The 22,204-nt window shown below is 52.0% G+C and carries 25 protein-coding genes and 1 pseudogene; 19 read left to right on the top strand and 7 right to left on the bottom strand.

Annotation, left to right across the window (positions count from 1 at the left end):
• Positions 1 to 13: 13 nt before the first annotated feature.
• The 5 genes from ppiA to argD all read left to right on the top strand — a co-directional run bounded on the left by ppiA (position 14) and on the right by argD (position 3,360).
• The gene (gene ppiA / locus ABZJ92_RS01480; RefSeq protein ID WP_000477215.1) at positions 14 to 595 is read left to right on the top strand and encodes a peptidylprolyl isomerase A; all 582 of its coding nucleotides are present in this window, start codon (positions 14 to 16) and stop codon (positions 593 to 595) included.
• Between the two features lie 104 nt (positions 596 to 699).
• Positions 700 to 867 carry a YhfG family protein gene (locus ABZJ92_RS01475; RefSeq protein WP_000736860.1) on the top strand — a complete coding sequence of 56 codons (168 nt, stop codon included), beginning with the start codon at positions 700 to 702 and terminating at the stop codon, positions 865 to 867.
• Positions 857 to 1,459: a putative adenosine monophosphate-protein transferase Fic gene (locus ABZJ92_RS01470; protein WP_001280612.1), complete on the top strand. Its 603-nt coding sequence runs from the start codon at positions 857 to 859 to the stop codon at positions 1,457 to 1,459. The genes ABZJ92_RS01475 and ABZJ92_RS01470 overlap by 11 nt, the downstream gene beginning before the upstream one ends.
• Positions 1,460 to 1,490: 31 nt before the next feature.
• Positions 1,491 to 2,054, top strand: a complete 564-nt coding sequence (gene pabA / locus ABZJ92_RS01465) for an aminodeoxychorismate synthase component 2 (RefSeq protein WP_000601855.1) — start codon at positions 1,491 to 1,493, stop codon at positions 2,052 to 2,054.
• An 85-nt stretch (positions 2,055 to 2,139) separates the two neighbouring features.
• Complete coding sequence (gene argD / locus ABZJ92_RS01460; RefSeq protein ID WP_000963807.1) at positions 2,140 to 3,360, top strand: bifunctional acetylornithine/succinyldiaminopimelate transaminase; 1,221 nt, start codon at positions 2,140 to 2,142, stop codon at positions 3,358 to 3,360.
• A gap of 66 nt (positions 3,361 to 3,426) precedes the next feature.
• On the opposite strand, the gene ABZJ92_RS01455 is transcribed toward argD, so the two are convergent.
• The gene (locus tag ABZJ92_RS01455; protein ID WP_005052777.1) at positions 3,427 to 5,517 is read right to left on the bottom strand and encodes a YccS/YhfK family putative transporter; all 2,091 of its coding nucleotides are present in this window, start codon (positions 5,515 to 5,517) and stop codon (positions 3,427 to 3,429) included.
• Positions 5,518 to 5,567: 50 nt separating this feature from the next.
• Positions 5,568 to 6,200: a cAMP-activated global transcriptional regulator CRP gene (crp, locus tag ABZJ92_RS01450; protein WP_000242755.1), complete on the bottom strand. Its 633-nt coding sequence runs from the start codon at positions 6,198 to 6,200 to the stop codon at positions 5,568 to 5,570.
• 301 nt (positions 6,201 to 6,501) lie between these two features.
• Between crp and ABZJ92_RS01445 the strand changes: the two genes are divergently transcribed.
• Positions 6,502 to 6,906, top strand: coding sequence for an OsmC family protein (locus tag ABZJ92_RS01445; RefSeq protein ID WP_001148908.1), 405 nt, complete (start codon positions 6,502 to 6,504; stop codon positions 6,904 to 6,906).
• Between the two features lie 54 nt (positions 6,907 to 6,960).
• On the opposite strand, the gene ABZJ92_RS01440 is transcribed toward ABZJ92_RS01445, so the two are convergent.
• Genes ABZJ92_RS01440 through ABZJ92_RS01425 form a run of 4 tightly spaced genes read right to left on the bottom strand, consistent with a single transcriptional unit; the run spans position 6,961 to position 11,031 of the window.
• Positions 6,961 to 7,830 carry a phosphoribulokinase gene (locus ABZJ92_RS01440; protein ID WP_001274680.1) on the bottom strand — a complete coding sequence of 290 codons (870 nt, stop codon included), beginning with the start codon at positions 7,828 to 7,830 and terminating at the stop codon, positions 6,961 to 6,963.
• Positions 7,831 to 7,883: 53 nt separating this feature from the next.
• Positions 7,884 to 8,102: a YheU family protein gene (locus tag ABZJ92_RS01435; protein ID WP_000907085.1), complete on the bottom strand. Its 219-nt coding sequence runs from the start codon at positions 8,100 to 8,102 to the stop codon at positions 7,884 to 7,886.
• Complete coding sequence (locus ABZJ92_RS01430) at positions 8,096 to 9,118, bottom strand: hydrolase (RefSeq protein WP_000057406.1); 1,023 nt, start codon at positions 9,116 to 9,118, stop codon at positions 8,096 to 8,098. The genes ABZJ92_RS01435 and ABZJ92_RS01430 overlap by 7 nt, the downstream gene beginning before the upstream one ends.
• Positions 9,118 to 11,031: an ABC transporter ATP-binding protein gene (locus tag ABZJ92_RS01425; protein ID WP_000634826.1), complete on the bottom strand. Its 1,914-nt coding sequence runs from the start codon at positions 11,029 to 11,031 to the stop codon at positions 9,118 to 9,120. Before ABZJ92_RS01425 ends, ABZJ92_RS01430 begins: the two co-directional genes overlap by 1 nt.
• Positions 11,032 to 11,161: 130 nt before the next feature.
• Here ABZJ92_RS01425 and kefG point away from each other — a divergent pair, with 130 nt between their 5' ends.
• The 4 genes and pseudogenes from kefG (at position 11,162) to slyD (ending at position 14,345) form a co-directional block, all read left to right on the top strand.
• Positions 11,162 to 11,713: a glutathione-regulated potassium-efflux system ancillary protein KefG gene (gene kefG, locus ABZJ92_RS01420; protein WP_001445921.1), complete on the top strand. Its 552-nt coding sequence runs from the start codon at positions 11,162 to 11,164 to the stop codon at positions 11,711 to 11,713.
• Positions 11,713 to 13,450, top strand: a pseudogene (gene kefB / locus ABZJ92_RS01415) (glutathione-regulated potassium-efflux system protein KefB). Before kefG ends, kefB begins: the two are co-directional and overlap by 1 nt.
• Before the next feature lie 9 nt (positions 13,451 to 13,459).
• Positions 13,460 to 13,660, top strand: coding sequence for a YheV family putative zinc ribbon protein (locus ABZJ92_RS01410; RefSeq protein ID WP_001007729.1), 201 nt, complete (start codon positions 13,460 to 13,462; stop codon positions 13,658 to 13,660).
• A 94-nt stretch (positions 13,661 to 13,754) separates the two neighbouring features.
• Positions 13,755 to 14,345 (top strand): peptidylprolyl isomerase, encoded by a 591-nt coding sequence (gene slyD / locus ABZJ92_RS01405; RefSeq protein ID WP_000861334.1) that lies wholly within the window; start codon positions 13,755 to 13,757, stop codon positions 14,343 to 14,345.
• Positions 14,346 to 14,393: 48 nt separating this feature from the next.
• Here slyD and ABZJ92_RS01400 read toward each other — a convergent pair whose 3' ends face one another.
• The gene (locus ABZJ92_RS01400) at positions 14,394 to 14,612 is read right to left on the bottom strand and encodes a protein SlyX (RefSeq protein ID WP_001153613.1); all 219 of its coding nucleotides are present in this window, start codon (positions 14,610 to 14,612) and stop codon (positions 14,394 to 14,396) included.
• 220 nt (positions 14,613 to 14,832) lie between these two features.
• On the opposite strand from ABZJ92_RS01400, the gene fkpA reads away from it, so the two are divergent.
• The 9 genes from fkpA (at position 14,833) to tuf (ending at position 22,107) form a co-directional block, all read left to right on the top strand.
• Positions 14,833 to 15,645, top strand: a complete 813-nt coding sequence (fkpA, locus tag ABZJ92_RS01395; protein WP_000838272.1) for an FKBP-type peptidyl-prolyl cis-trans isomerase — start codon at positions 14,833 to 14,835, stop codon at positions 15,643 to 15,645.
• A 166-nt stretch (positions 15,646 to 15,811) separates the two neighbouring features.
• Positions 15,812 to 16,534, top strand: a complete 723-nt coding sequence (locus ABZJ92_RS01390) for a helix-turn-helix transcriptional regulator (protein ID WP_000091466.1) — start codon at positions 15,812 to 15,814, stop codon at positions 16,532 to 16,534.
• Positions 16,534 to 16,920 (top strand): sulfurtransferase complex subunit TusD, encoded by a 387-nt coding sequence (tusD, locus tag ABZJ92_RS01385; protein WP_001209706.1) that lies wholly within the window; start codon positions 16,534 to 16,536, stop codon positions 16,918 to 16,920. Before ABZJ92_RS01390 ends, tusD begins: the two co-directional genes overlap by 1 nt.
• Complete coding sequence (tusC, locus tag ABZJ92_RS01380; RefSeq protein ID WP_000820723.1) at positions 16,920 to 17,279, top strand: sulfurtransferase complex subunit TusC; 360 nt, start codon at positions 16,920 to 16,922, stop codon at positions 17,277 to 17,279. The genes tusD and tusC overlap by 1 nt, the downstream gene beginning before the upstream one ends.
• A gap of 7 nt (positions 17,280 to 17,286) precedes the next feature.
• Positions 17,287 to 17,574: a sulfurtransferase complex subunit TusB gene (gene tusB / locus ABZJ92_RS01375; RefSeq protein ID WP_000903372.1), complete on the top strand. Its 288-nt coding sequence runs from the start codon at positions 17,287 to 17,289 to the stop codon at positions 17,572 to 17,574.
• A gap of 125 nt (positions 17,575 to 17,699) precedes the next feature.
• Complete coding sequence (rpsL, locus tag ABZJ92_RS01370; RefSeq protein ID WP_000246815.1) at positions 17,700 to 18,074, top strand: 30S ribosomal protein S12; 375 nt, start codon at positions 17,700 to 17,702, stop codon at positions 18,072 to 18,074.
• A 96-nt stretch (positions 18,075 to 18,170) separates the two neighbouring features.
• Positions 18,171 to 18,641 carry a 30S ribosomal protein S7 gene (rpsG, locus tag ABZJ92_RS01365; RefSeq protein ID WP_001138043.1) on the top strand — a complete coding sequence of 157 codons (471 nt, stop codon included), beginning with the start codon at positions 18,171 to 18,173 and terminating at the stop codon, positions 18,639 to 18,641.
• 96 nt (positions 18,642 to 18,737) lie between these two features.
• Positions 18,738 to 20,852 (top strand): elongation factor G, encoded by a 2,115-nt coding sequence (gene fusA, locus ABZJ92_RS01360; protein ID WP_000124706.1) that lies wholly within the window; start codon positions 18,738 to 18,740, stop codon positions 20,850 to 20,852.
• A gap of 70 nt (positions 20,853 to 20,922) precedes the next feature.
• Positions 20,923 to 22,107: an elongation factor Tu gene (gene tuf, locus ABZJ92_RS01355; RefSeq protein WP_000031783.1), complete on the top strand. Its 1,185-nt coding sequence runs from the start codon at positions 20,923 to 20,925 to the stop codon at positions 22,105 to 22,107.
• Positions 22,108 to 22,204 lie beyond the last annotated feature (97 nt).

Raw genomic sequence — 22,204 nt, 5'->3', positions numbered from 1 at the left:
TTAAGGAAATCTCATGTTCAAATCGACCCTGGCGGCGATGGCTGCTGTTTTCGCTCTTTCTGCTCTTTCTGCTCTTTCTCCCGCAGCAATGGCAGCGAAAGGGGACCCGCACGTATTGTTGACAACCTCAGCTGGTAACATCGAACTGGAGCTGGATAAACAAAAAGCGCCAGTGTCTGTGCAAAACTTTGTCGATTATGTGAACAGCGGTTTTTATAACAACACTACCTTTCACCGCGTCATTCCTGGCTTTATGATTCAGGGCGGCGGTTTCACCGAGCAGATGCAGCAGAAAAAACCAAACCCGCCAATCAAAAATGAAGCCGATAACGGCCTGCGCAACACGCGTGGCACCATCGCGATGGCGCGTACCGCTGACAAAGACAGCGCCACCAGCCAGTTCTTTATCAACGTTGCCGATAACGCCTTCCTTGACCATGGTCAGCGTGATTTCGGTTACGCGGTATTTGGTAAAGTGGTGAAAGGCATGGACGTTGCCGATAAGATTTCCCAGGTGCCGACTCATGATGTTGGTCCGTACCAGAATGTGCCGTCAAAACCGGTAGTTATCCTTTCCGCTAAAGTCCTGCCGTAATGATTTCTCGCGCGGGCAATCTTGCCCGCGCTTCTGCTCTCCCGGCGTAACCCGGATTTGCCGCTTATACTTGTGGCAAATGGACACGTTCAGGGAGGCATCAAGTGAAGAAACTCACCGATAAGCAAAAGTCCCGTCTCTGGGAGCTTCAGCGTAATCGTAATTTCCAGGCCAGTCGCCGTCTTGAAGGCGTCGAGATGCCTTTAGTCACTCTTACTGCCGCAGAGGCTTTAGCGCGCCTTGAAGAGCTGAGGAGGCACTATGAGCGATAAATTCGGCGAAGGGCGCGATCTGTATCTTTATCCTGGCCTTGATATCATGCGTAACCGGCTGAACATCCGCCAGCAGCAGCGGCTGGAACAGGCCGCTTACGAAATGACGGCGCTGCGTGCTGCGACCATTGAGCTTGGTCCGCTGGTGCGCGGTTTACCGCATTTGCGCACTATCCATCGCCAGCTGTACCAGGATATTTTCGACTGGGCAGGGCAACTGCGTGAAGTTGATATTTATCAGGGCGATACGCCGTTCTGCCACTTTGCTTATATCGAAAAAGAGGGCAATGCCCTGATGCAGGATCTGGAGGAAGAAGGTTATCTGGTTGGCCTGGAGAAAGCGAAGTTCGTCGAGCGGCTGGCGCATTACTATTGTGAAATCAACGTGCTGCATCCCTTCCGGGTGGGAAGTGGTCTGGCACAGCGGATCTTCTTCGAGCAACTGGCGATTCATGCCGGATATCAACTGAGCTGGCAGGGTATCGAAAAAGAGGCCTGGAATCAGGCAAATCAGAGTGGGGCAATGGGGGATCTCACCGCACTGCAGATGATATTTAGCAAAGTGGTAAGCGAAGCCGGGGAATCTGAGTAAAATAGCGCGGTTCTTTCGTACCGGAGCCGCCATGATCCTGCTTATAGATAACTACGATTCTTTTACCTGGAACCTCTACCAGTACTTTTGTGAACTGGGGGCGGATGTGCTGGTTAAGCGCAACGATGCGTTGACGCTGGCGGATATCGACGCCCTTAAACCACAAAAAATTGTCATCTCACCTGGCCCCTGTACGCCAGATGAAGCCGGGATCTCCCTTGACGTTATTCGCCACTATGCCGGGCGCTTGCCGATTCTTGGCGTCTGCCTCGGTCATCAGGCAATGGCGCAGGCATTTGGCGGCAAAGTTGTGCGCGCCGCAAAGGTCATGCACGGCAAAACCTCGCCGATTACACATAGCGGTGAGGGCGTATTTCGGGGGCTGGCAAATCCACTTACCGTGACACGCTACCATTCGCTGGTGGTGGAACCTGACTCATTACCAGCGTGCTTTGACGTGACGGCCTGGAGCGAAACCCGCGAGATTATGGGGATTCGCCATCGCCAGTGGGATCTGGAAGGTGTGCAGTTCCATCCAGAAAGTATTCTTAGCGAACAAGGACATCAACTGCTGGCTAATTTCCTGCATCTCTGATTTCCGATTGCCATTCAGTGATTTTTTATGCATATTTTGTGATTATAATTTCACATTTATTTATGCGTAACAGGGTGATCATGAGATGGCAATTGAACAAACAGCAATTACACGCGCGACTTTCGATGAAGTGATCCTGCCGATTTATGCTCCGGCAGAGTTTATTCCGGTAAAAGGTCAGGGCAGCCGAATCTGGGATCAGCAAGGCAAGGAGTATGTCGATTTCGCGGGTGGCATTGCAGTTACGGCGTTGGGCCATTGCCATCCTGCGCTGGTGAACGCGTTAAAAACCCAGGGCGAAACTCTGTGGCATATCAGTAACGTTTTCACCAATGAACCGGCGCTGCGTCTTGGGCGCAAACTGATTGAGGCGACGTTTGCCGAACGCGTGGTGTTTATGAACTCCGGCACGGAAGCTAACGAAACCGCCTTTAAACTGGCACGCCATTACGCCTGTGTGCGTCATAGCCCGTTCAAAACCAAAATTATTGCCTTCCATAACGCTTTTCATGGTCGCTCGCTGTTTACCGTTTCGGTGGGTGGGCAGCCAAAATATTCCGACGGCTTTGGGCCGAAACCGGCAGACATCATCCACGTTCCCTTTAACGATCTCCATGCAGTGAAAGCGGTGATGGATGATCACACCTGTGCGGTGGTGGTTGAGCCGATCCAGGGCGAGGGCGGTGTGACGGCAGCGACGCCAGAGTTTTTGCAGGGCTTGCGCGAGCTGTGCGATCAACATCAGGCATTATTGGTGTTTGATGAAGTGCAGTGCGGGATGGGGCGGACTGGCGATTTGTTTGCTTACAGGTACTACGGTGTGACGCCGGATATTCTGACTTCTGCGAAAGCGTTAGGCGGCGGCTTCCCGATTAGCGCCATGCTGACCACGGCGGAAATTGCTTCTGCGTTTCATCCTGGTTCTCACGGTTCCACCTACGGCGGTAATCCTCTGGCCTGTGCAGTAGCGGGCGCGGCGTTTGATATCATCAATACCCCTGAAGTGCTGGAAGGCATTCAGGCGAAACGCCAGCGTTTTGTTGACCATTTGCAGAAGATCGATCAGCAGTACGATGTGTTTAGCGATATTCGCGGTATGGGGCTGTTAATTGGCGCGGAGCTGAAACCACACTACAAAGGTCGGGCGCGTGATTTCCTGTATGCGGGTGCAGAGGTTGGCGTAATGGTGCTGAATGCCGGACCGGATGTGATGCGTTTAGCACCGTCGCTGGTGGTGGAAGATGCGGATATCGATGAAGGGATGCAACGTTTCGCCCACGCGGTGGCGAAGGTGGTTGGGGCGTAAATAAGACGTATCAGGCAAAATATGTCGGATGCGGCGTGAATGCCTTATCCGATGGTTTAGCCTGTATTACGCCTTCGAATCCCGCAACTTGCGACTCAGCCAAATCCCGTGATGCGGTCGCTGACGCCATGCCATCGACGAAATGGTGTGCATGGTGTTCAGATGGCCAATAACCCGCTGTAAATGCTGCTCCAGCGTACCTGCCGCGCCTTCGTGCGGCTGCATCTCCGGCGCATCCATGATATTGGCATCGCCAGAACTACCCGGTTCGTCATACTCCAGTCGCTGCTGACAACGCTGAATGGCGATTTCACAAGACTGTAAATACTCTTGTGCCAGTTCAGGTGGCAATGCCCGGTGTTCCCGCGCCAGCGTGGTCATGGCATTAATATGCTCAACAATAAACTGGCTGTGCGTTACCCACAGTTTCATATCTGCCAGATAATGGCTGTTGAATGCCGGTTCCTGCATCGCCTGATTCAATGAGTTATACAGAGTGTTATGCGCCTGATTTACCCGCATTCTCTGCCAGGCCAGTGGCGTTGGTTGCGGGTCCTCGCTCAGAATCAAGCGAATCGCTTCCTGATAGGCTTCTAAAGCATCATGGGCGTTTTTACGCAATAACCCGCTCTGCCACTGCGGCCACAGCCAGACGGTACCACCGAAAGCAATCAAACAACCAATAATGGTATCGATAAGACGTGGAAGGATGTACTGCTCACCGTTCAGCCACAACAGTTGCAGGGTATACACTGCGGTAATAGTAAAACCGACCGTTGCCCAGCCGTAGTTTTTGCGCAATATCAGGTAGCTGGCGAGGGTGGTAATCAGCATCAACGTCAGGGTGTAACTTTCGGGAATTTTAAAGTGCAGCGCTACGCCCGCAATGATTAACCCGACCACGGTTCCCACGGAGCGATTCACAATCCTCAGACGGGTTGCGCCATAGCCATTTTGTGTCACCAGCAATACCGTCATCAGGATCCAGTACGACTTCGGCAGATGCAGCACGGTGCCCATCAGGCTGGCAACGCTTAACATCACACTGAGTCGTCCGGCATTGCGTAGCGCCGGAGACTTTAGTGACAGATAACTTTTCAGTGCCGGAAGCAACGGCATTCGCCGCTGTTTATCGGCCAGTAAGTCACGGGCATAGAGCGGTTTTTGGGTGCGCAGCACGCGGGCGATGCGGCTGAAATGCCAGTAGCAGAATTGCCCAACCGGATTATCCGGATGCTGGCGGGCGATTTTTTCCAGTGCGCCAATTTGCTTTTCCATCGTAAAACGCGTTGGCAGGCGATGGTAAAGAATGTCATCAGCCAGCACGCGCAGGCGAGCGGCGACGGTTTGCGCATTCCAGCGGATAACTTCTTCCGCATGGCTACGCTCGACCAGTTTTTGCACCTCTTCCGGCTGATGCAAACTGACCGAAATATGTTCCTGCAAATCCAGCGCCTCCTGGAAAATACGCAGCATCCGCTTGTAATCGGTATTGTTTTGCGCGGAAAGCATATGCATTTGCTGATAGCACTGAGTAATTAAATCGACCGCTTTTTGCTGGCGCACCAGCAGCGGTGGCAGCGCTTTTTCAGGATCGGTGTGCTGGGTAAGCAGGCTGTATTTGGCTTCACAATAATCTGCCAGTTCACGGTACAGCAGACTTAGTGACTCGCGCAGCGGTTGTTCGCGCCAGATCCAGAACCAAAACCAGTTAAACAATCCGTACCAGAGAGTGCCCAACGCATAGATGAGCAATGGTTCCCAGACCGGCATGTATCCCGCCAGACTGAGGGTAAAAATGGCGGCGAGCAGCGATGCAGGAAGCAATTTTGCGTGTAATGGCCCCAGCTCAGCAGTGACGCCAAGTACCAGCGTTAATCCGGTCAGCAAAAAGGGCAGGGGAACATCTTTTACCAGTAGCAGCTGTGTCAGTAAGCTACAGGTGGCAAACAGCGACGCACCAATGATTAAGTGTTTGAAAAAACGTTTATGAGGCGTATCAAGGCCCGCAATATTGCAACAGGCAGGAACGAGGGAGAAGAGCAGACCGAATCGTAATTCGCCAAGCATTAACCCAACGGCCACGGGCAAACATAGCACCAGCGTTTGTCGAAGTGCATAGTTGATATCGGGGTGATAAATCAGTCTGCGCCACATCGGGGGAAACAAAATGGCGCGCTACCAGGTAACGCGCCACTCCGACGGGATTAACGAGTGCCGTAAACGACGATGGTTTTACCGTGTGCGGAGATCAGGTTCTGATCTTCCAGCATCTTCAGAATGCGTCCCACGGTTTCACGAGAACAGCCGACAATCTGACCGATTTCCTGACGGGTAATTTTGATTTGCATACCGTCCGGGTGAGTCATAGCATCTGGTTGTTTTGCCAGGTTCAGCAGAGTCTGTGCAATGCGGCCCGTCACGTCGAGGAACGCCAGGTTGCCCACTTTCTCTGAAGTGACTTGCAGACGACGCGCCATCTGTGCAGACAGACGCATCAGAATGTCCGGGTTTACCTGAATCAATTGGCGAAATTTTTTGTACGAAATTTCAGCCACTTCACAGGCGGTTTTCGCACGTACCCATGCGCTACGTTCCTGGCCCTCTTCAAACAGGCCCAGTTCGCCAATAAAATCACCCTGATTCAGATAGGAGAGGATCATTTCTTTACCCTCTTCGTCTTTGATCAGCACTGCCACAGAGCCTTTAACGATGTAGTACAGCGTTTCCGCTTTTTCACCCTGGTGAATAAGCGTGCTCTTGGATGGGTACTTATGAATGTGGCAATGAGACAAGAACCATTCGAGAGTCGGGTCTGTTTGCGGTTTGCCAAGCACCATGCGCGGTTATCCTCTGTTATAAGCTTTCTCCAGAGCCAGATAACGCCGCTGTCTCTGGATTGCCGAAATATGCTTCCCGCTACCTGGGAAGGGGCTATCAACTGTACTGCACGGTAATGTGACGTCCTTTGCATACATGCAGTACATCAATGTATTACTGTAGCATCCTGACTGTTTTAGCATAGCTTTCGCTTTGTGTCTCCTGGTGTCTCGCTTCAGCATGACCCAGGTCGCCTTCCGTTGCGCGATTTGGTTAGTACGCGTACTCTGTCAGGAAAATTGACGCAGTGGAGTAGCAAAAATGCAAGCGCGAGTGAAGTGGGTCGAAGGGTTAACTTTTCTGGGCGAATCCGCCTCTGGTCACCAGATTTTAATGGACGGCAACTCAGGCGATAAAGCACCAAGTCCGATGGAAATGGTGTTGATGGCGGCGGGTGGTTGCAGTGCCATCGATGTGGTTTCGATCCTGCAAAAAGGGCGTCAGGATGTGGTCGATTGTGAAGTAAAATTGACCTCTGAACGCCGCGAAGAGGCACCACGCCTGTTTACGCACATTAATCTGCATTTTATCGTCACCGGTCGCGACCTGAAAGACGCAGCGGTTGCGCGTGCGGTTGATCTCTCTGCCGAGAAATATTGTTCAGTGGCGTTGATGCTGGAAAAAGCGGTGAATATTACTCACTCGTATGAAGTGGTTGCCGCGTGACTTAACTATCCCGTTGTGAAGCCGGATAGTATTTTATCCGGCATAATAGCAAAGTTACTCGATTTTCTTTCCTTCCATCAATCGTTGCACCAGCGGCAGCATAATTAATTCCATTGCCAGCCCCATTTTGCCGCCAGGTACCACTAACGTATTGATGTGGGAAATGAATGAGCCTTGCAACATCGCCAGCAGCCAAGGGAAATCGATCCCTTCCAGATTACGAAAATGGATCACCACAAAGCTTTCATCCAGCGACGGGATACCTTTTGCCGCGAACGGGTTTGAAGTGTCGACGGTGGGAACGCGCTGGAAGTTAAGATGGGTGCGGGAAAACTGCGGTGTGATGTAGTTGATATAGTCTTCCATTGAACGCACTACCGAGTCCATCACTGCTTCTCGTGAGTGCCCGCGCTCGCTGGTGTCGCGGATCAGTTTTTGAATCCACTCAAGGTTAACGATAGGCACTACGCCGACCAGTAAGTCCACATGCTGCGCAACGTTATGCTGTGGCGTGACTACGCCGCCGTGTAAACCTTCATAAAACAGTACATCAGTGGGTTCTGGTAAAGGTTGCCAGGGGGTGAATGTTCCCGGTACCTGATTCCAGGGTACGGCTTCGTCGTAGGTATGCAGATATTTGCGAGATTTCCCTTTGCCGCTCTGACCGTATTCAATGAAGGTTTGTTCCAGCAGGCCGAAGTCGTTCGCTTCGGGGCCGAAGTAGCTGATATGCCGCCCGGCGTCGCGCGCTTTGCGGATCGCCATGTCCATTTCCGGGCGGGTGTAACGGTGAAAACTGTCGCCTTCCACCTCAGCTGCATGCAGATTTAACTGCGCGAATATTTTACGAAACGCGAGGCTGGTGGTGGTGGTCCCCGCGCCGCTGGATCCTGTTACCGCAATGACCGGATGTTTGGCAGACATAGTAACTCCATGACTTAGCTATCACTATTATCTCGTCCGCCGACGGTTGCAGGTTATTCGCGAAACTGACTGCGCGGCATAATATTGACCGTTTCGTGCAGCTCCGACCATACCAGCACCGCTTCTCCGCACTGTAGCTGGCGTTTGACGTCGGCGACTTTCTGTTCAAGTGTACGCTCATGTTCACCATAATCGGTGCCTTCACGTAACACAAAGCTTTCAATTAAATTTTCCAGCGTTTCGGGGGAGAGGTCTTGCCACGGAATCAACATGATTTCGCCTCCAGATACGTTGTTAACCAGTCAGGAATGCGTGACTCCAGCCACATTTGCGGATGAAGTAATGTACCGCCAATAAAGCCAACATGACCGCCATGTTCAGTCAGTTGATACTCCACCTGCGAGGGGAGACTTTCCGGTTTTGGGATCACCTGATGATCCATAAACGGATCGTCTTTGGCGTGAATAATCAGCGTCGGTTTGGCGATCCGGTTCAGCATTGGCATGGCGCTACACTGACGATAATAGTCGATAGCGTCGGCGTAGCCGTGAATTCTGGCGGTGATTAGATCGTCAAATTCACGGATGCGACGTACCGATTTTAACTGCGCGAGATTAATCGGCAGCGTTCCGGGGTAGGCTGCCAGCTTGCGCGCGGCATTGGCTTTTAACAGGTTCAGCAAGTAACGCTGATAAACGCGGGAAAAGCCCTTTTCCATATGATAGCTACAGGCTTCCAGCATAAACGGCGCAGAGACAATCACCGCCGCATCAACCGGGAGATCATTGCCTTCCTTTGCCAGCAAACAGGCCAGCATATTACCGCCGAGCGAATAGCCGACGGCAGCCGTTGGCGCATGACCAAATTCGCGTTGCAGCCAGCGTAAAAACCAACTGGCGTCTTCGGTTTCGCCCGAATGGTAAATGCGGTGCATACGGTTTGGTTCACCGCTGCATCCGCGAAAATGCATCACCACGCCCAGCCAGCCGCGCTTTTGCGCCGCCTCAACCAGACCGTGGGCGTAAGGGCTATTGAGACTGCCTTCCAGCCCGTGAAACACCACTAAACGCGGTTTATGTTTCGCCTGTGCGGGGTCTTCACTCCACGCGAGATCGACAAAATCGCCGTCGGGCAACTCCAGCCGCTGCCAGTACGGGGTGAATTTCACCTGACGACGAAACAAACGCGGCAGCATAGTTTGTAGATGACAATTGCTAAAGCCGCGCATAGGGGTGAATTCAGCACTGCTGCTAAATTCATTGGCATCGGTCGTCGTTATCTGCGCCATCAGTTGCTTTGGCCTTCCAGCAGCATCTGCTCAAGCTGCTCCTGGGCTTCCAGCCACGCCATTTCGCACTCTTCCAGGCCGGATTTGGCGCTGGCTTGCTGTTGCAGGCAGGCGGTCAACTCCGCTTTACGGCTCTGGTCATACAGTTCGCTGTCGCCGAGTTTCTCTTCCGCCTGCGCCAGTTGCGCGTTCAGCTTCTCCATCTCTTTTTCCAGACGGGCAATCTCTTTACGCAGCGGCTGGGTTTGCGCACGCAGCTCCGCTTCCCGACGCTTCTGATCTTTACGTGCCTGGGCGCTGTTCGCGTTCTCTTTTGGCGCTTCGTCGGTCTGGTTTTCCTGCTTTTGTACGTCGCTCAACCACTGTTGATAATCTTCCAGATCGCCGTCGAACGGTTCGACTTTACGATCGTGAACCAGGTAGAGATCGTCAGTGGTGGAACGCAGCAAATGACGGTCGTGCGAAACGACAACCAGCGCGCCTTCAAACTCGATTAATGCTTCGGTGAGTGCCTGACGCATGTCGAGGTCAAGGTGGTTAGTCGGTTCGTCGAGCAGCAGCAGATTCGGACGCTGCCAGACAATTAATGCCAGCACCAGGCGGGCTTTTTCCCCACCGGAGAAGCGGCGCGTTTCTTCGGTTACTTTATCGCCCAGGAAACCAAAGCCGCCGAGGTAGTCACGCAGTTTTTGTTCCAGCTCCTGCGGCGCTAAACGTGCCAGATGTTGAATAGGTGATTCGTCGGCGCGCAGGTATTCAAGTTGATGCTGGGCGAAGTAGCCGAGCTTGATCCCTTTCGCCAGACCAATTTCACCGCTGACTGGCGCAAGTTCACCGGCTAACAGTTTGATTAATGTCGATTTACCTGCGCCGTTGCGGCCTAACAGACCAATGCGCGAGCCGGGGACCAGATTCAATTTAATCGAGTCGAGAATAATGCGATCGCCATAGCCTGCGCTGACCTTTTCCATCTTCAGTAACGGATTTGGCAGGCTTTCCGGCGCGCGGAAGCTAAAGCGGAACGGGTTGTCGACGTGTGCGGGGGCAATCAGCTCCATACGTTCCAGCATCTTAATGCGGCTCTGGGCCTGCTTCGCTTTGGTGGCTTTGGCACGGAAACGATCGATATAACTTTGCAGATGTGCCACGCGTTCCTGCTGGCTTTCGTACATCGCTTGTTGCTGCGCCAGACGGGTGGCGCGCTGTACTTCAAACGAACTGTAGTTGCCGGTGTACTCGAACATGCTTTGTTGTTCGATATGAATAATTTTATCAACGATCGGATCGAGGAAGTCGCGGTCGTGAGAGATCAGGATCAGCGTGCCCTGATAGCTCTTCAACCATTTTTCCAGCCAGATAACGGCATCGAGATCGAGGTGGTTAGTCGGTTCGTCGAGCAGCAGCAAGTCTGAACGGCAAATCAGCGCCTGGGCAAGGTTAAGACGCATACGCCAGCCACCGGAGAAATCACTTACCGGGCGCTCCAGTTGTTCATTGCTGAAACCGAGGCCGTGCAGCAGGCTGGCGGCACGGGAGCGAATACTCCATGCGTCAATAGCATCCAGCTTGCTATGAATGGTCGCAATGGCGTGCCCGTCGTTACGTTCGTTGGCGTCGTGCAGCTGCGCTTCCAGTTGACGATATTCACGGTCGCCGTCAATGACATATTCCAGCGCCGCTTGCGGTAACGCTGGCGTTTCCTGATTCACCCACGCCAGTTGCCAGCTTCCCGGAAAGGTGTAGCTGCCGCCGTCGGCGCTGATTTCATTTTTCAGCAATGCCAGCAGGGTAGATTTACCACAGCCGTTTTTACCCACCAGGCCGACTTTCTGCCCGGGGTTGATGGTGGCGGTGGCATTATCCAGCAGGACGCGCACGCCGCGACGAATTTGTAACGAGGAGAAAACAATCATAAGGCGCCGTATGTTCAGACTATGTTAACTTATCATTATGATAATGTAATGTATGGGCGAGCTGCCGCACCGGGCGCAATGGTAGCCCAAAACAGCGACTATACACAAAAACCATACCGGGAGGGGGATGATGTCTCAGCCAGCGAAAGTTTTGCTGCTGTATGCCCATCCGGAATCTCAGGACTCGGTGGCAAACCGGGTACTGCTTAAACCGGCCACGCAGCTCAGCAATGTTACCGTGCACGACCTTTACGCGCACTATCCCGATTTTTTTATTGATATCCCCCGTGAGCAGGCATTACTGCGCGAGCACGAGGTGATTGTCTTTCAGCATCCTCTTTATACCTATAGCTGCCCGGCGCTACTGAAAGAGTGGCTGGACCGGGTATTAAGTCGTGGTTTTGCCAGCGGGCCGGGAGGAAACCAACTGGCGGGAAAGTACTGGCGTAACGTGATTACCACCGGCGAGCCGGAAAGTGCTTACCGTTATGACGCGCTGAATCGCTACCCGATGAGCGATGTGCTGCGCCCCTTTGAACTGGCGGCGGGCATGTGCCGGATGCATTGGTTAAGTCCCATCATTATTTACTGGGCGAGACGGCAAAGCGCAAAGGAGCTGGCGAGCCACGCCAGAGCCTACGGTGACTGGTTGGCAAATCCGCTGTCTCCAGGAGGCCGCTGATGGAAGGTTCCGATTTTTTACTCGCAGGAGTGCTGTTTCTCTTCGCGGCTGGGGATTGGCGCTGTGTTGGGATATTTGCTGGCGGGGATTGCAATTGGCCCGTGGGGGCTGGGGTTTATTAGCGACGTCGATGAGATCCTCCACTTTTCGGAACTCGGCGTGGTATTCCTGATGTTTATCATCGGCCTTGAGTTGAATCCCTCCAAACTTTGGCAACTGCGGCGTTCGATTTTTGGCGTAGGCGCGGCACAGGTGCTGTTAAGCGCGGCGTTGCTGGCGGGATTATTGATGCTGACGGATTTCGCCTGGCAGGCGGCGGTGGTCGGTGGCATTGGCTTTGCGATGTCTTCAACTGCAATGGCGTTGCAATTGATGCGTGAGAAAGGGATGAATCGCAGCGAATCCGGCCAGCTCGGGTTTTCGGTTCTGCTGTTTCAGGATCTGGCAGTGATCCCAGCACTGGCGTTAGTGCCGTTGTTGGCGGGGTCGGCAGACGAACATTTCGACTGGATGAAGATCGGCATGAAGGTGCTGGAGTTTGTCGGCATGCTGATTGGTGGGCGCTATTTACTGCGTCCGGTATTCCGCTTTATTGCAGCTTCTGGCGTGCGGGAAGTGTTCACCGCCGCGACGCTGCTGCTGGTGTTGGGTTCCGCATTGTTTATGGATGCGCTGGGGCTGTCGATGGCGCTCGGTACATTTATTGCGGGCGTGCTGCTGGCGGAAAGTGAATATCGCCATGAACTGGAAACGGCTATCGATCCCTTCAAAGGCTTGCTGCTCGGTTTGTTCTTTATCTCTGTCGGCATGTCGCTCAACCTCGGGGTGCTTTATACCCATCTGTTGTGGGTAGTGATAAGCGTGGTTGTGCTGGTGGCGGTGAAAATTCTCGTGCTGTATCTGCTGGCGCGATTGTATGGCGTGCGTAGCTCAGAGCGGATGCAGTTTGCTGGCGTGTTGAGTCAGGGCGGTGAGTTTGCCTTTGTCCTCTTTTCTACCGCTTCTTCACAACGTTTATTCCAGGGCGACCAGATGGCGCCGTTGCTGATGAAGCTGGTGGATAAATGGCTATCCCGCCAGTTTAACGGACCGGAAGAAGAAGACGAAAAACCGTGGGTCAACGATGATAAACCCCAGGTCATTGTCGTGGGCTTCGGGCGTTTTGGTCAGGTGATTGGTCGTTTGCTGATGGCAAATAAAATGCGCATTACCGTGCTGGAGCGGGATATCAGCGCCGTTAACCTGATGCGTAAATATGGCTACAAAGTTTATTACGGCGACGCCACGCAGGTCGATCTTTTACGTTCTGCGGGTGCAGAGGCCGCTGAGTCTATCGTCATTACCTGTAACGAGCCGGAAGACACCATGAAGCTGGTGGAAATATGCCAGCAGCACTTTCCGCATTTGCATATTCTTGCGCGAGCGCGCGGACGTGTGGAAGCGCATGAGTTATTACAGGCAGGGGTGACGCAGTTTTCCCGTGAAACATTCTCCAGTGCGTTAGAGCTGGGGCGCAAGACGCTGGTCACGCTTGGCATGCATCCGCATCAGGCACAGCGGGCGCAACTGCATTTTCGCCGCCTGGATATGCGAATGCTGCGGGAGTTAATCCCGATGCATGCTGATACCGTACAAATTTCTCGCGCCAGGGAAGCCCGACGCGAACTGGAAGAGATTTTCCAGCGTGAAATGCAACAAGAACGACGCCAGCTGGACGGCTGGGATGAATTTGAGTAGAGGGTAAGGATGGCAATCCGAAAACGTTTTATAGCGGGCGCAAAATGCCCGGCCTGTCAGGCGCAGGATTCAATGGCGATGTGGCGCGAAAATAATATTGATATTGTTGAATGTGTTAAGTGCGGACATCAGATGCGAGAAGCAGACAAAGAAGCCCGCGATCACGTTCACAAAGATGAGCAAGTGATCGGGATTTTTCATCCGGACTAGCGATATGCGCCGAGTTTTTTTAAGCTAGTGAGTACACGGCTGCAGAATTCCGCTACAATCTGCGCCACTATTCTTCCCATGCTCAGGAGATATCATGAAAGTAGCAAAAGACCTGGTGGTCAGCCTGGCCTATCAGGTACGTACAGAAGACGGTGTGTTGGTTGATGAGTCTCCGGTGAGTGCGCCGCTGGACTACCTGCATGGTCACGGTTCCCTGATCTCTGGCCTGGAAACGGCGCTGGAAGGTCATGAAGTTGGCGACAAATTTGATGTCGCTGTTGGCGCGAACGACGCTTACGGTCAGTACGACGAAAACCTAGTGCAACGTGTTCCTAAAGACGTATTTATGGGCGTTGATGAACTGCAGGTAGGTATGCGTTTCCTGGCTGAAACTGACCAGGGTCCGGTACCGGTTGAAATCACTGCGGTTGAAGACGATCACGTAGTGGTTGATGGTAACCACATGCTGGCCGGTCAGAACCTGAAATTCAACGTTGAAGTTGTGGCGATTCGCGAAGCGACCGAAGAAGAACTGGCTCATGGCCACGTTCACGGCGCGCACGATCATCACCACGATCACGACCACGACGGTTGCTGCGGCGGTCATGGCCACGATCACGGTCATGAACACGGTGGCGAAGGCTGCTGTGGCGGTAAAGGCAACGGCGGTTGTGGTTGCCACTAATACCGAAAAGGTGACAAAAAAGCGGGGAATCCCCGCTTTTTTTACGCCTCAATAATGTGGCGGTGGCGTTTCTTCAGCCTGCGACGCGATGTTCGACGGCTGGCTGGCTTTTAACTTCTCGGTCAGCAGACGCAGATGATCGCGCAGTTTCGCCATCTCCATTTCATGAGCGGCCACCGTGACGTTCAGTTCTTCAATGGTGATTTCCTGAAAAGCCAGTCGGCTCTCCAGCTCTGCCAGGCGTGCTTCCAATGATAAATCCTGCATGATTCACCTCTTTTGTCGAATGGTCGCCGCGGATTCTACTTAACTTTGCTGCCCGAGACAGCACTCATTTCGCGGTCATCGAAACTAATTTAAACAAAAAGAGTCTGAAAATAGATGATAATAGGGCGTGTCTGTATGTAGATTTGTTCGACAACGCTTTATAGTACCCTTCTGATAATAGTTAACCCTGGGGTGAGATGCCCCGATCCTGGAGATATGGATGAAATCACTGTTTAAAGTAACGCTACTGGCGACCACAATGGCCGTTGCCCTGCATGCACCAATCACTTTTGCTGCTGAAGCTGCAAAACCTGCTACAACTGCAGACAGCAAAGCATCGTTCAAAAATGACGATCAGAAATCAGCTTATGCACTGGGTGCTTCGCTGGGTCGTTACATGGAAAACTCTCTTAAAGAACAAGAAAAACTGGGCATCAAACTGGATAAAGATCAGCTGATCGCTGGTGTTCAGGATGCATTTGCTGATAAGAGCAAACTCTCCGACCAAGAGATCGAACAGACTCTGCAAGCATTCGAAGCTCGCGTGAAGTCTTCTGCTCAGGCGAAGATGGAAAAAGACGCGGCTGATAACGAAGCAAAAGGTAAAGAGTACCGCGAGAAATTTGCCAAAGAGAAAGGTGTGAAAACCTCTTCAACTGGTCTGGTTTATCAGGTAGTAGAAGCCGGTAAAGGCGAAGCACCGAAAGACAGCGATACTGTTGTAGTGAACTACAAAGGTACGCTGATCGACGGTAAAGAGTTCGACAACTCTTACACCCGTGGTGAACCGCTTTCTTTCCGTCTGGACGGTGTTATCCCGGGTTGGACAGAAGGTCTGAAGAACATCAAGAAAGGCGGTAAGATCAAACTGGTTATTCCACCAGAACTGGCTTACGGCAAAGCGGGTGTTCCGGGGATCCCACCGAATTCTACCCTAGTGTTTGACGTAGAGCTGCTGGATGTGAAACCAGCGCCGAAGGCTGATGCAAAGCCGGAAGCTGATGCGAAAGCCGCAGATTCTGCTAAAAAATAAGCATTAAGAACCGCCGCCTGACCAGGCGGCGGTTTTTTTATTACAGGCCGGATATAATTAGTGCTGGAAAGCGGAACCTCCGCTGTATTAATTTAGTTACCCGCATCATTAATGAGCCTGCCCTGAAAAGTTAACGACAGGCTCCTGAAAAGGAGTGTTTTTTTTCATGTCCAGGTCGCTTTTAACCAACGAAACCAGTGAGTTGGATTTACTGGATCAACGTCCTTTCGACCAGACCGATTTTGATATTCTGAAATCCTACGAAGCGGTGGTGGACGGGTTAGCGATGCTTATTGGCTCCCACTGTGAAATCGTTTTGCACTCTTTGCAGGATCTAAAATGTTCAGCCATTCGCATTGCTAACGGTGAACATACAGGCCGGAAGATTGGTTCGCCAATTACTGACCTGGCGCTACGTATGCTGCACGATATGACGGGAGCGGATAGCAGCGTTTCTAAATGCTACTTTACTCGCGCCAAAAGCGGCGTATTAATGAAGTCCCTGACTATCGCGATTCGTAACCGCGAACAGCGTGTAATTGGTCTGCTGTGCATCAATATGAATCTTGATGTTCCCTTCTCGCAGATTATGAGCACTTTTGTGCCGCCAGAAACCCCGGATGTCGGTTCAAGCGTCAACTTTGCCTCTTCTGTTGAAGATCTGGTTACCCAAACGCTGGAGTTCACCATCGAAGAAGTGAATGCCGATCGCAATGTTTCTAATAACGCCAAAAATCGTCAGATCGTGCTGAATCTCTACGAGAAAGGGATCTTCGATATTAAAGATGCGATCAACCAGGTTGCTGACCGCCTGAACATCTCCAAACACACTGTCTATCTCTACATCCGCCAGTTCAAGAGCGGTGATTTTCAGGGGCAAGATAAGTAATGCGTTTTGCCATCGTGGTGACCGGGCCAGCATACGGTACGCAACAGGCGAGTAGTGCTTTTCAGTTTGCGCAGGCGCTGATAGCAGAAGGCCATAAGTTAAGCAGCGTCTTTTTCTATCGGGAAGGGGTCTATAACGCTAACCAACTGACCTCACCGGCAAGCGACGAATTTGACCTTGTGCGCGGCTGGCAACAGTTGAATGCGCAACATGGTGTGGCGCTGAATATCTGCGTAGCGGCAGCGTTACGCCGCGGTATCGTCGATGAAACTGAAGCAGGAAGGCTGGGGCTGGCTTCGTCAAACCTTCAGCCGGGATTTACCTTAAGCGGACTTGGCGCGCTGGCGGAAGCCTCGCTGACCTGTGACAGGGTGGTACAGTTCTGATGAAACGAATTGCGTTTGTTTTTTCTACTGCACCTCATGGTACAGCTGCTGGTCGGGAAGGTTTAGATGCTTTACTGGCAACTTCCGCATTAACTGACGATCTGGCCGTCTTCTTTATTGCTGATGGCGTTTTTCAGCTGCTGTCAGGACAAAAGCCCGATGCAGTGCTGGCGCGTGATTACATTGCCACTTTTAAATTGTTGAGTCTGTACGACATTGAACAGTGCTGGGTTTGTGCGGCTTCACTGCGCGAACGCGGGTTAGATCCGCAGACACCCTTTGTTGTCGAAGCCACGCCGCTCGAAGCAGATGCCTTACGCCGCGAACTCGCCAACTACGATGTTATTTTGAGGTTTTGAGGCGTTTATGCTGCACACGTTACATCGTTCACCCTGGCTGACGGATTTTGCTGCGCTGCTGCGTCTGCTCAGTGAAGGAGACGAACTGCTATTATTGCAAGATGGCGTAACTGCCGCAGTTGACGGTAACCGCTACCTTGAAAGTCTGCGTAATGCCCCCATTAAGGTCTATGCCCTGAACGAAGACCTTATTGCCCGCGGTTTGACTGGTCAAATTTTGAACGACATCATTCCCATTGACTATACTGATTTCGTCAGACTTACGGTTAAGCACTCCAGCCAGATGGCCTGGTGATGGCGGGATCGTTGTATATTTCTTGACACCTTTTCGGCATCGCCCTAAAATTCGGCGTCCTCATATTGTGTGAGGACGTTTTATTACGTGTTTACGAAGCAAAAGCTAAAACCAGGAGCTATTTAATGGCAACAGTTAACCAGCTGGTACGCAAACCACGTGCTCGCAAAGTTGCGAAAAGCAACGTGCCTGCGCTGGAAGCATGCCCGCAAAAACGTGGCGTATGTACTCGTGTATATACTACCACTCCTAAAAAACCGAACTCCGCGCTGCGTAAAGTATGCCGTGTTCGTCTGACTAACGGTTTCGAAGTGACTTCCTACATCGGTGGTGAAGGTCACAACCTGCAGGAGCACTCCGTGATCCTGATCCGTGGCGGTCGTGTTAAAGACCTCCCGGGTGTTCGTTACCACACCGTACGTGGTGCTCTTGACTGCTCCGGCGTTAAAGACCGTAAGCAGGCTCGTTCCAAGTATGGCGTGAAGCGTCCTAAGGCTTAATGGTTCTCCGTTAAGTAAGGCCAAACGTTTTAACTTAAATGTCAAACTAAACTCGTAGAGTTTTGGACAATCCTGAATTAACAACGGAGTATTTCCATGCCACGTCGTCGCGTCATTGGTCAGCGTAAAATTCTGCCGGATCCGAAGTTCGGATCAGAACTGCTGGCTAAATTTGTAAATATCCTGATGGTAGATGGTAAAAAATCTACTGCTGAATCTATCGTATACAGCGCGCTGGAGACCCTGGCTCAGCGCTCTGGTAAATCTGAACTGGAAGCATTCGAAGTAGCTCTCGAAAACGTGCGCCCGACTGTAGAAGTTAAGTCTCGCCGCGTTGGTGGTTCTACTTATCAGGTACCAGTTGAAGTCCGTCCGGTTCGTCGTAATGCTCTGGCAATGCGTTGGATCGTTGAAGCTGCTCGTAAACGCGGTGATAAATCCATGGCTCTGCGCCTGGCGAACGAACTTTCTGATGCTGCAGAAAACAAAGGTACTGCAGTTAAGAAACGTGAAGACGTTCACCGTATGGCCGAAGCCAACAAGGCGTTCGCACACTACCGTTGGTAATCCCTTCGGAGTTTTAGTCACCAGGCGGGCGCTTCCAGTAAGCAGCCCGCTTTGGGCTACTTAAATTGAACGCCTAAAAGATAAACGAGGAAACAAATGGCTCGTACAACACCCATCGCACGCTACCGTAACATCGGTATCAGTGCGCACATCGACGCCGGTAAAACCACTACTACCGAACGTATTCTGTTCTACACCGGTGTAAACCATAAAATCGGTGAAGTTCATGACGGCGCTGCAACCATGGACTGGATGGAGCAGGAGCAGGAACGTGGTATTACCATCACTTCCGCTGCGACTACTGCATTCTGGTCTGGTATGGCTAAGCAGTATGAGCCGCATCGCATCAACATCATCGACACCCCGGGGCACGTTGACTTCACAATCGAAGTAGAACGTTCCATGCGTGTTCTCGATGGTGCGGTAATGGTTTACTGCGCAGTTGGTGGTGTTCAGCCGCAGTCTGAAACCGTATGGCGTCAGGCAAACAAATATAAAGTTCCGCGCATTGCGTTCGTTAACAAAATGGACCGCGTGGGTGCGAACTTCCTGAAAGTTGTTAACCAGATCAAAACCCGTCTGGGCGCGAACCCGGTTCCGCTGCAGCTGGCGATTGGTGCTGAAGAACATTTCACCGGTGTTGTTGACCTGGTGAAAATGAAAGCTATCAACTGGAATGACGCTGACCAGGGCGTAACCTTCGAATACGAAGATATCCCGGCAGACATGGTTGAACTGGCTAACGAATGGCACCAGAACCTGATCGAATCCGCAGCTGAAGCTTCTGAAGAGCTGATGGAAAAATACCTGGGTGGTGAAGAACTGACTGAAGCAGAAATCAAAGGTGCTCTGCGTCAGCGCGTTCTGAACAACGAAATCATCCTGGTAACCTGTGGTTCTGCGTTCAAGAACAAAGGTGTTCAGGCGATGCTGGATGCGGTAATTGATTACCTGCCATCCCCGGTTGACGTACCTGCGATCAACGGTATCCTGGACGACGGTAAAGACACTCCGGCTGAACGTCACGCAAGTGATGACGAGCCGTTCTCTGCACTGGCGTTCAAAATCGCTACCGACCCGTTTGTTGGTAACCTGACCTTCTTCCGTGTTTACTCCGGTGTGGTTAACTCTGGTGATACCGTACTGAACTCCGTGAAAGCTGCACGTGAGCGTTTCGGTCGTATCGTTCAGATGCACGCTAACAAACGTGAAGAGATCAAAGAAGTTCGCGCGGGCGACATCGCTGCTGCTATCGGCCTGAAAGACGTAACCACTGGTGACACCCTGTGTGACCCGGATGCGCCGATCATTCTGGAACGTATGGAATTCCCTGAGCCGGTAATCTCCATCGCAGTTGAACCGAAAACCAAAGCTGACCAGGAAAAAATGGGTCTGGCTCTGGGCCGTCTGGCTAAAGAAGACCCGTCTTTCCGTGTATGGACTGACGAAGAATCTAACCAGACCATCATCGCGGGTATGGGCGAACTGCACCTCGACATCATCGTTGACCGTATGAAGCGTGAATTCAACGTTGAAGCGAACGTAGGTAAACCGCAGGTTGCTTACCGTGAAACTATCCGCCAGAAAGTTACCGATGTTGAAGGTAAACACGCGAAACAGTCTGGTGGTCGTGGTCAGTATGGTCATGTTGTTATCGACATGTACCCGCTGGAGCCGGGTTCAAACCCGAAAGGCTACGAGTTCATCAACGACATTAAAGGTGGTGTAATCCCTGGCGAATACATCCCGGCCGTTGATAAAGGTATCCAGGAACAGCTGAAAGCAGGTCCGCTGGCAGGCTACCCGGTAGTAGACATGGGTATTCGTCTGCACTTCGGTTCTTACCATGACGTTGACTCCTCTGAACTGGCGTTTAAACTGGCTGCTTCTATCGCCTTTAAAGAAGGCTTTAAGAAAGCGAAACCAGTTCTGCTTGAGCCGATCATGAAGGTTGAAGTAGAAACTCCGGAAGAGAACACCGGTGACGTTATCGGTGACTTGAGCCGTCGTCGTGGTATGCTCAAAGGTCAGGAATCTGAAGTTACTGGCGTTAAGATCCACGCTGAAGTACCGCTGTCTGAAATGTTCGGATACGCAACTCAGCTGCGTTCTCTGACCAAAGGTCGTGCATCATACACTATGGAATTCCTGAAGTATGATGAAGCGCCGAGTAACGTTGCTCAGGCCGTAATTGAAGCCCGTGGTAAATAAGCCTAAGGGTTAATACCAAAGTCCCGTGCTCTCTCCTGAAGGGGAGAGCACTATAGTAAGGAATATAGCCGTGTCTAAAGAAAAATTTGAACGTACAAAACCGCACGTTAACGTTGGTACTATCGGCCACGTTGACCACGGTAAAACTACTCTGACCGCTGCAATCACCACCGTACTGGCTAAAACCTACGGCGGTGCTGCTCGTGCATTCGACCAGATCGATAACGCGCCGGAAGAAAAAGCTCGTGGTATCACCATCAACACTTCTCACGTTGAATATGACACCCCGACCCGTCACTACGCACACGTAGACTGCCCGGGGCACGCCGACTATGTTAAAAACATGATCACCGGTGCTGCTCAGATGGACGGCGCGATCCTGGTAGTTGCTGCGACTGACGGCCCGATGCCGCAGACTCGTGAGCACATCCTGCTGGGTCGTCAGGTAGGCGTTCCGTACATCATCGTGTTCCTGAACAAATGCGACATGGTTGATGACGAAGAGCTGCTGGAACTGGTTGAAATGGAAGTTCGTGAACTTCTGTCTCAGTACGACTTCCCGGGCGACGACACTCCGATCGTTCGTGGTTCTGCTCTGAAAGCGCTGGAAGGCGACGCAGAGTGGGAAGCGAAAATCCTGGAACTGGCTGGCTTCCTGGATTCTTATATTCCGGAACCAGAGCGTGCGATTGACAAGCCGTTCCTGCTGCCGATCGAAGACGTATTCTCCATCTCCGGTCGTGGTACCGTTGTTACCGGTCGTGTAGAACGCGGTATCATCAAAGTTGGTGAAGAAGTTGAAATCGTTGGTATCAAAGAGACTCAGAAGTCTACCTGTACTGGCGTTGAAATGTTCCGCAAACTGCTGGACGAAGGCCGTGCTGGTGAGAACGTAGGTGTTCTGCTGCGTGGTATCAAACGTGAAGAAATCGAACGTGGTCAGGTACTGGCTAAGCCGGGCACCATCAAGCCGCACACCAAGTTCGAATCTGAAGTGTACATTCTGTCCAAAGATGAAGGCGGCCGTCATACTCCGTTCTTCAAAGGCTACCGTCCGCAGTTCTACTTCCGTACTACTGACGTGACTGGTACCATCGAACTGCCGGAAGGCGTAGAGATGGTAATGCCGGGCGACAACATCAAAATGGTTGTTACCCTGATCCACCCGATCGCGATGGACGACGGTCTGCGTTTCGCAATCCGTGAAGGCGGCCGTACCGTTGGCGCGGGCGTTGTTGCTAAAGTTCTGGGCTAATTACACGTTAATTAGTTTTGAATTGAAAAGGGCGCTTCGGCGCCCTTTTTGCTGCCCGTAATTTGAGCTCGAAATATTTAGTCGTAATTTTGCTCGC

The sequence above is a fragment of the Shigella sp. FJ200513 genome (assembly GCF_040495915.1).
GTDB lineage: Bacteria > Pseudomonadota > Gammaproteobacteria > Enterobacterales > Enterobacteriaceae > ECMA0423.
This window is presented reverse-complemented; position numbering and strand designations above follow the sequence as displayed.

Excerpts from the sequence above, each read along its gene's own strand:
- ppiA (WP_000477215.1), top strand. The coding sequence starts at position 14 with ATGTTCAAATCGACCCTGGCGGCGATGGCTGCTGTTTTCGCTCTTTCT.
- ABZJ92_RS01470 (WP_001280612.1), top strand. The coding sequence starts at position 857 with ATGAGCGATAAATTCGGCGAAGGGCGCGATCTGTATCTTTATCCTGGC.
- pabA (WP_000601855.1), top strand. The coding sequence starts at position 1,491 with ATGATCCTGCTTATAGATAACTACGATTCTTTTACCTGGAACCTCTAC.
- argD (WP_000963807.1), top strand. The coding sequence starts at position 2,140 with ATGGCAATTGAACAAACAGCAATTACACGCGCGACTTTCGATGAAGTG.
- ABZJ92_RS01455 (WP_005052777.1), bottom strand. The coding sequence starts at position 5,517 with ATGTGGCGCAGACTGATTTATCACCCCGATATCAACTATGCACTTCGA.
- crp (WP_000242755.1), bottom strand. The coding sequence starts at position 6,200 with ATGGTGCTTGGCAAACCGCAAACAGACCCGACTCTCGAATGGTTCTTG.
- ABZJ92_RS01445 (WP_001148908.1), top strand. The coding sequence starts at position 6,502 with ATGCAAGCGCGAGTGAAGTGGGTCGAAGGGTTAACTTTTCTGGGCGAA.
- ABZJ92_RS01440 (WP_001274680.1), bottom strand. The coding sequence starts at position 7,830 with ATGTCTGCCAAACATCCGGTCATTGCGGTAACAGGATCCAGCGGCGCG.
- ABZJ92_RS01435 (WP_000907085.1), bottom strand. The coding sequence starts at position 8,102 with ATGTTGATTCCGTGGCAAGACCTCTCCCCCGAAACGCTGGAAAATTTA.
- ABZJ92_RS01430 (WP_000057406.1), bottom strand. The coding sequence starts at position 9,118 with ATGGCGCAGATAACGACGACCGATGCCAATGAATTTAGCAGCAGTGCT.
- ABZJ92_RS01425 (WP_000634826.1), bottom strand. The coding sequence starts at position 11,031 with ATGATTGTTTTCTCCTCGTTACAAATTCGTCGCGGCGTGCGCGTCCTG.
- kefG (WP_001445921.1), top strand. The coding sequence starts at position 11,162 with ATGTCTCAGCCAGCGAAAGTTTTGCTGCTGTATGCCCATCCGGAATCT.
- ABZJ92_RS01410 (WP_001007729.1), top strand. The coding sequence starts at position 13,460 with ATGGCAATCCGAAAACGTTTTATAGCGGGCGCAAAATGCCCGGCCTGT.
- slyD (WP_000861334.1), top strand. The coding sequence starts at position 13,755 with ATGAAAGTAGCAAAAGACCTGGTGGTCAGCCTGGCCTATCAGGTACGT.
- ABZJ92_RS01400 (WP_001153613.1), bottom strand. The coding sequence starts at position 14,612 with ATGCAGGATTTATCATTGGAAGCACGCCTGGCAGAGCTGGAGAGCCGA.
- fkpA (WP_000838272.1), top strand. The coding sequence starts at position 14,833 with ATGAAATCACTGTTTAAAGTAACGCTACTGGCGACCACAATGGCCGTT.
- ABZJ92_RS01390 (WP_000091466.1), top strand. The coding sequence starts at position 15,812 with ATGTCCAGGTCGCTTTTAACCAACGAAACCAGTGAGTTGGATTTACTG.
- tusD (WP_001209706.1), top strand. The coding sequence starts at position 16,534 with ATGCGTTTTGCCATCGTGGTGACCGGGCCAGCATACGGTACGCAACAG.
- tusC (WP_000820723.1), top strand. The coding sequence starts at position 16,920 with ATGAAACGAATTGCGTTTGTTTTTTCTACTGCACCTCATGGTACAGCT.
- tusB (WP_000903372.1), top strand. The coding sequence starts at position 17,287 with ATGCTGCACACGTTACATCGTTCACCCTGGCTGACGGATTTTGCTGCG.
- rpsL (WP_000246815.1), top strand. The coding sequence starts at position 17,700 with ATGGCAACAGTTAACCAGCTGGTACGCAAACCACGTGCTCGCAAAGTT.
- rpsG (WP_001138043.1), top strand. The coding sequence starts at position 18,171 with ATGCCACGTCGTCGCGTCATTGGTCAGCGTAAAATTCTGCCGGATCCG.
- fusA (WP_000124706.1), top strand. The coding sequence starts at position 18,738 with ATGGCTCGTACAACACCCATCGCACGCTACCGTAACATCGGTATCAGT.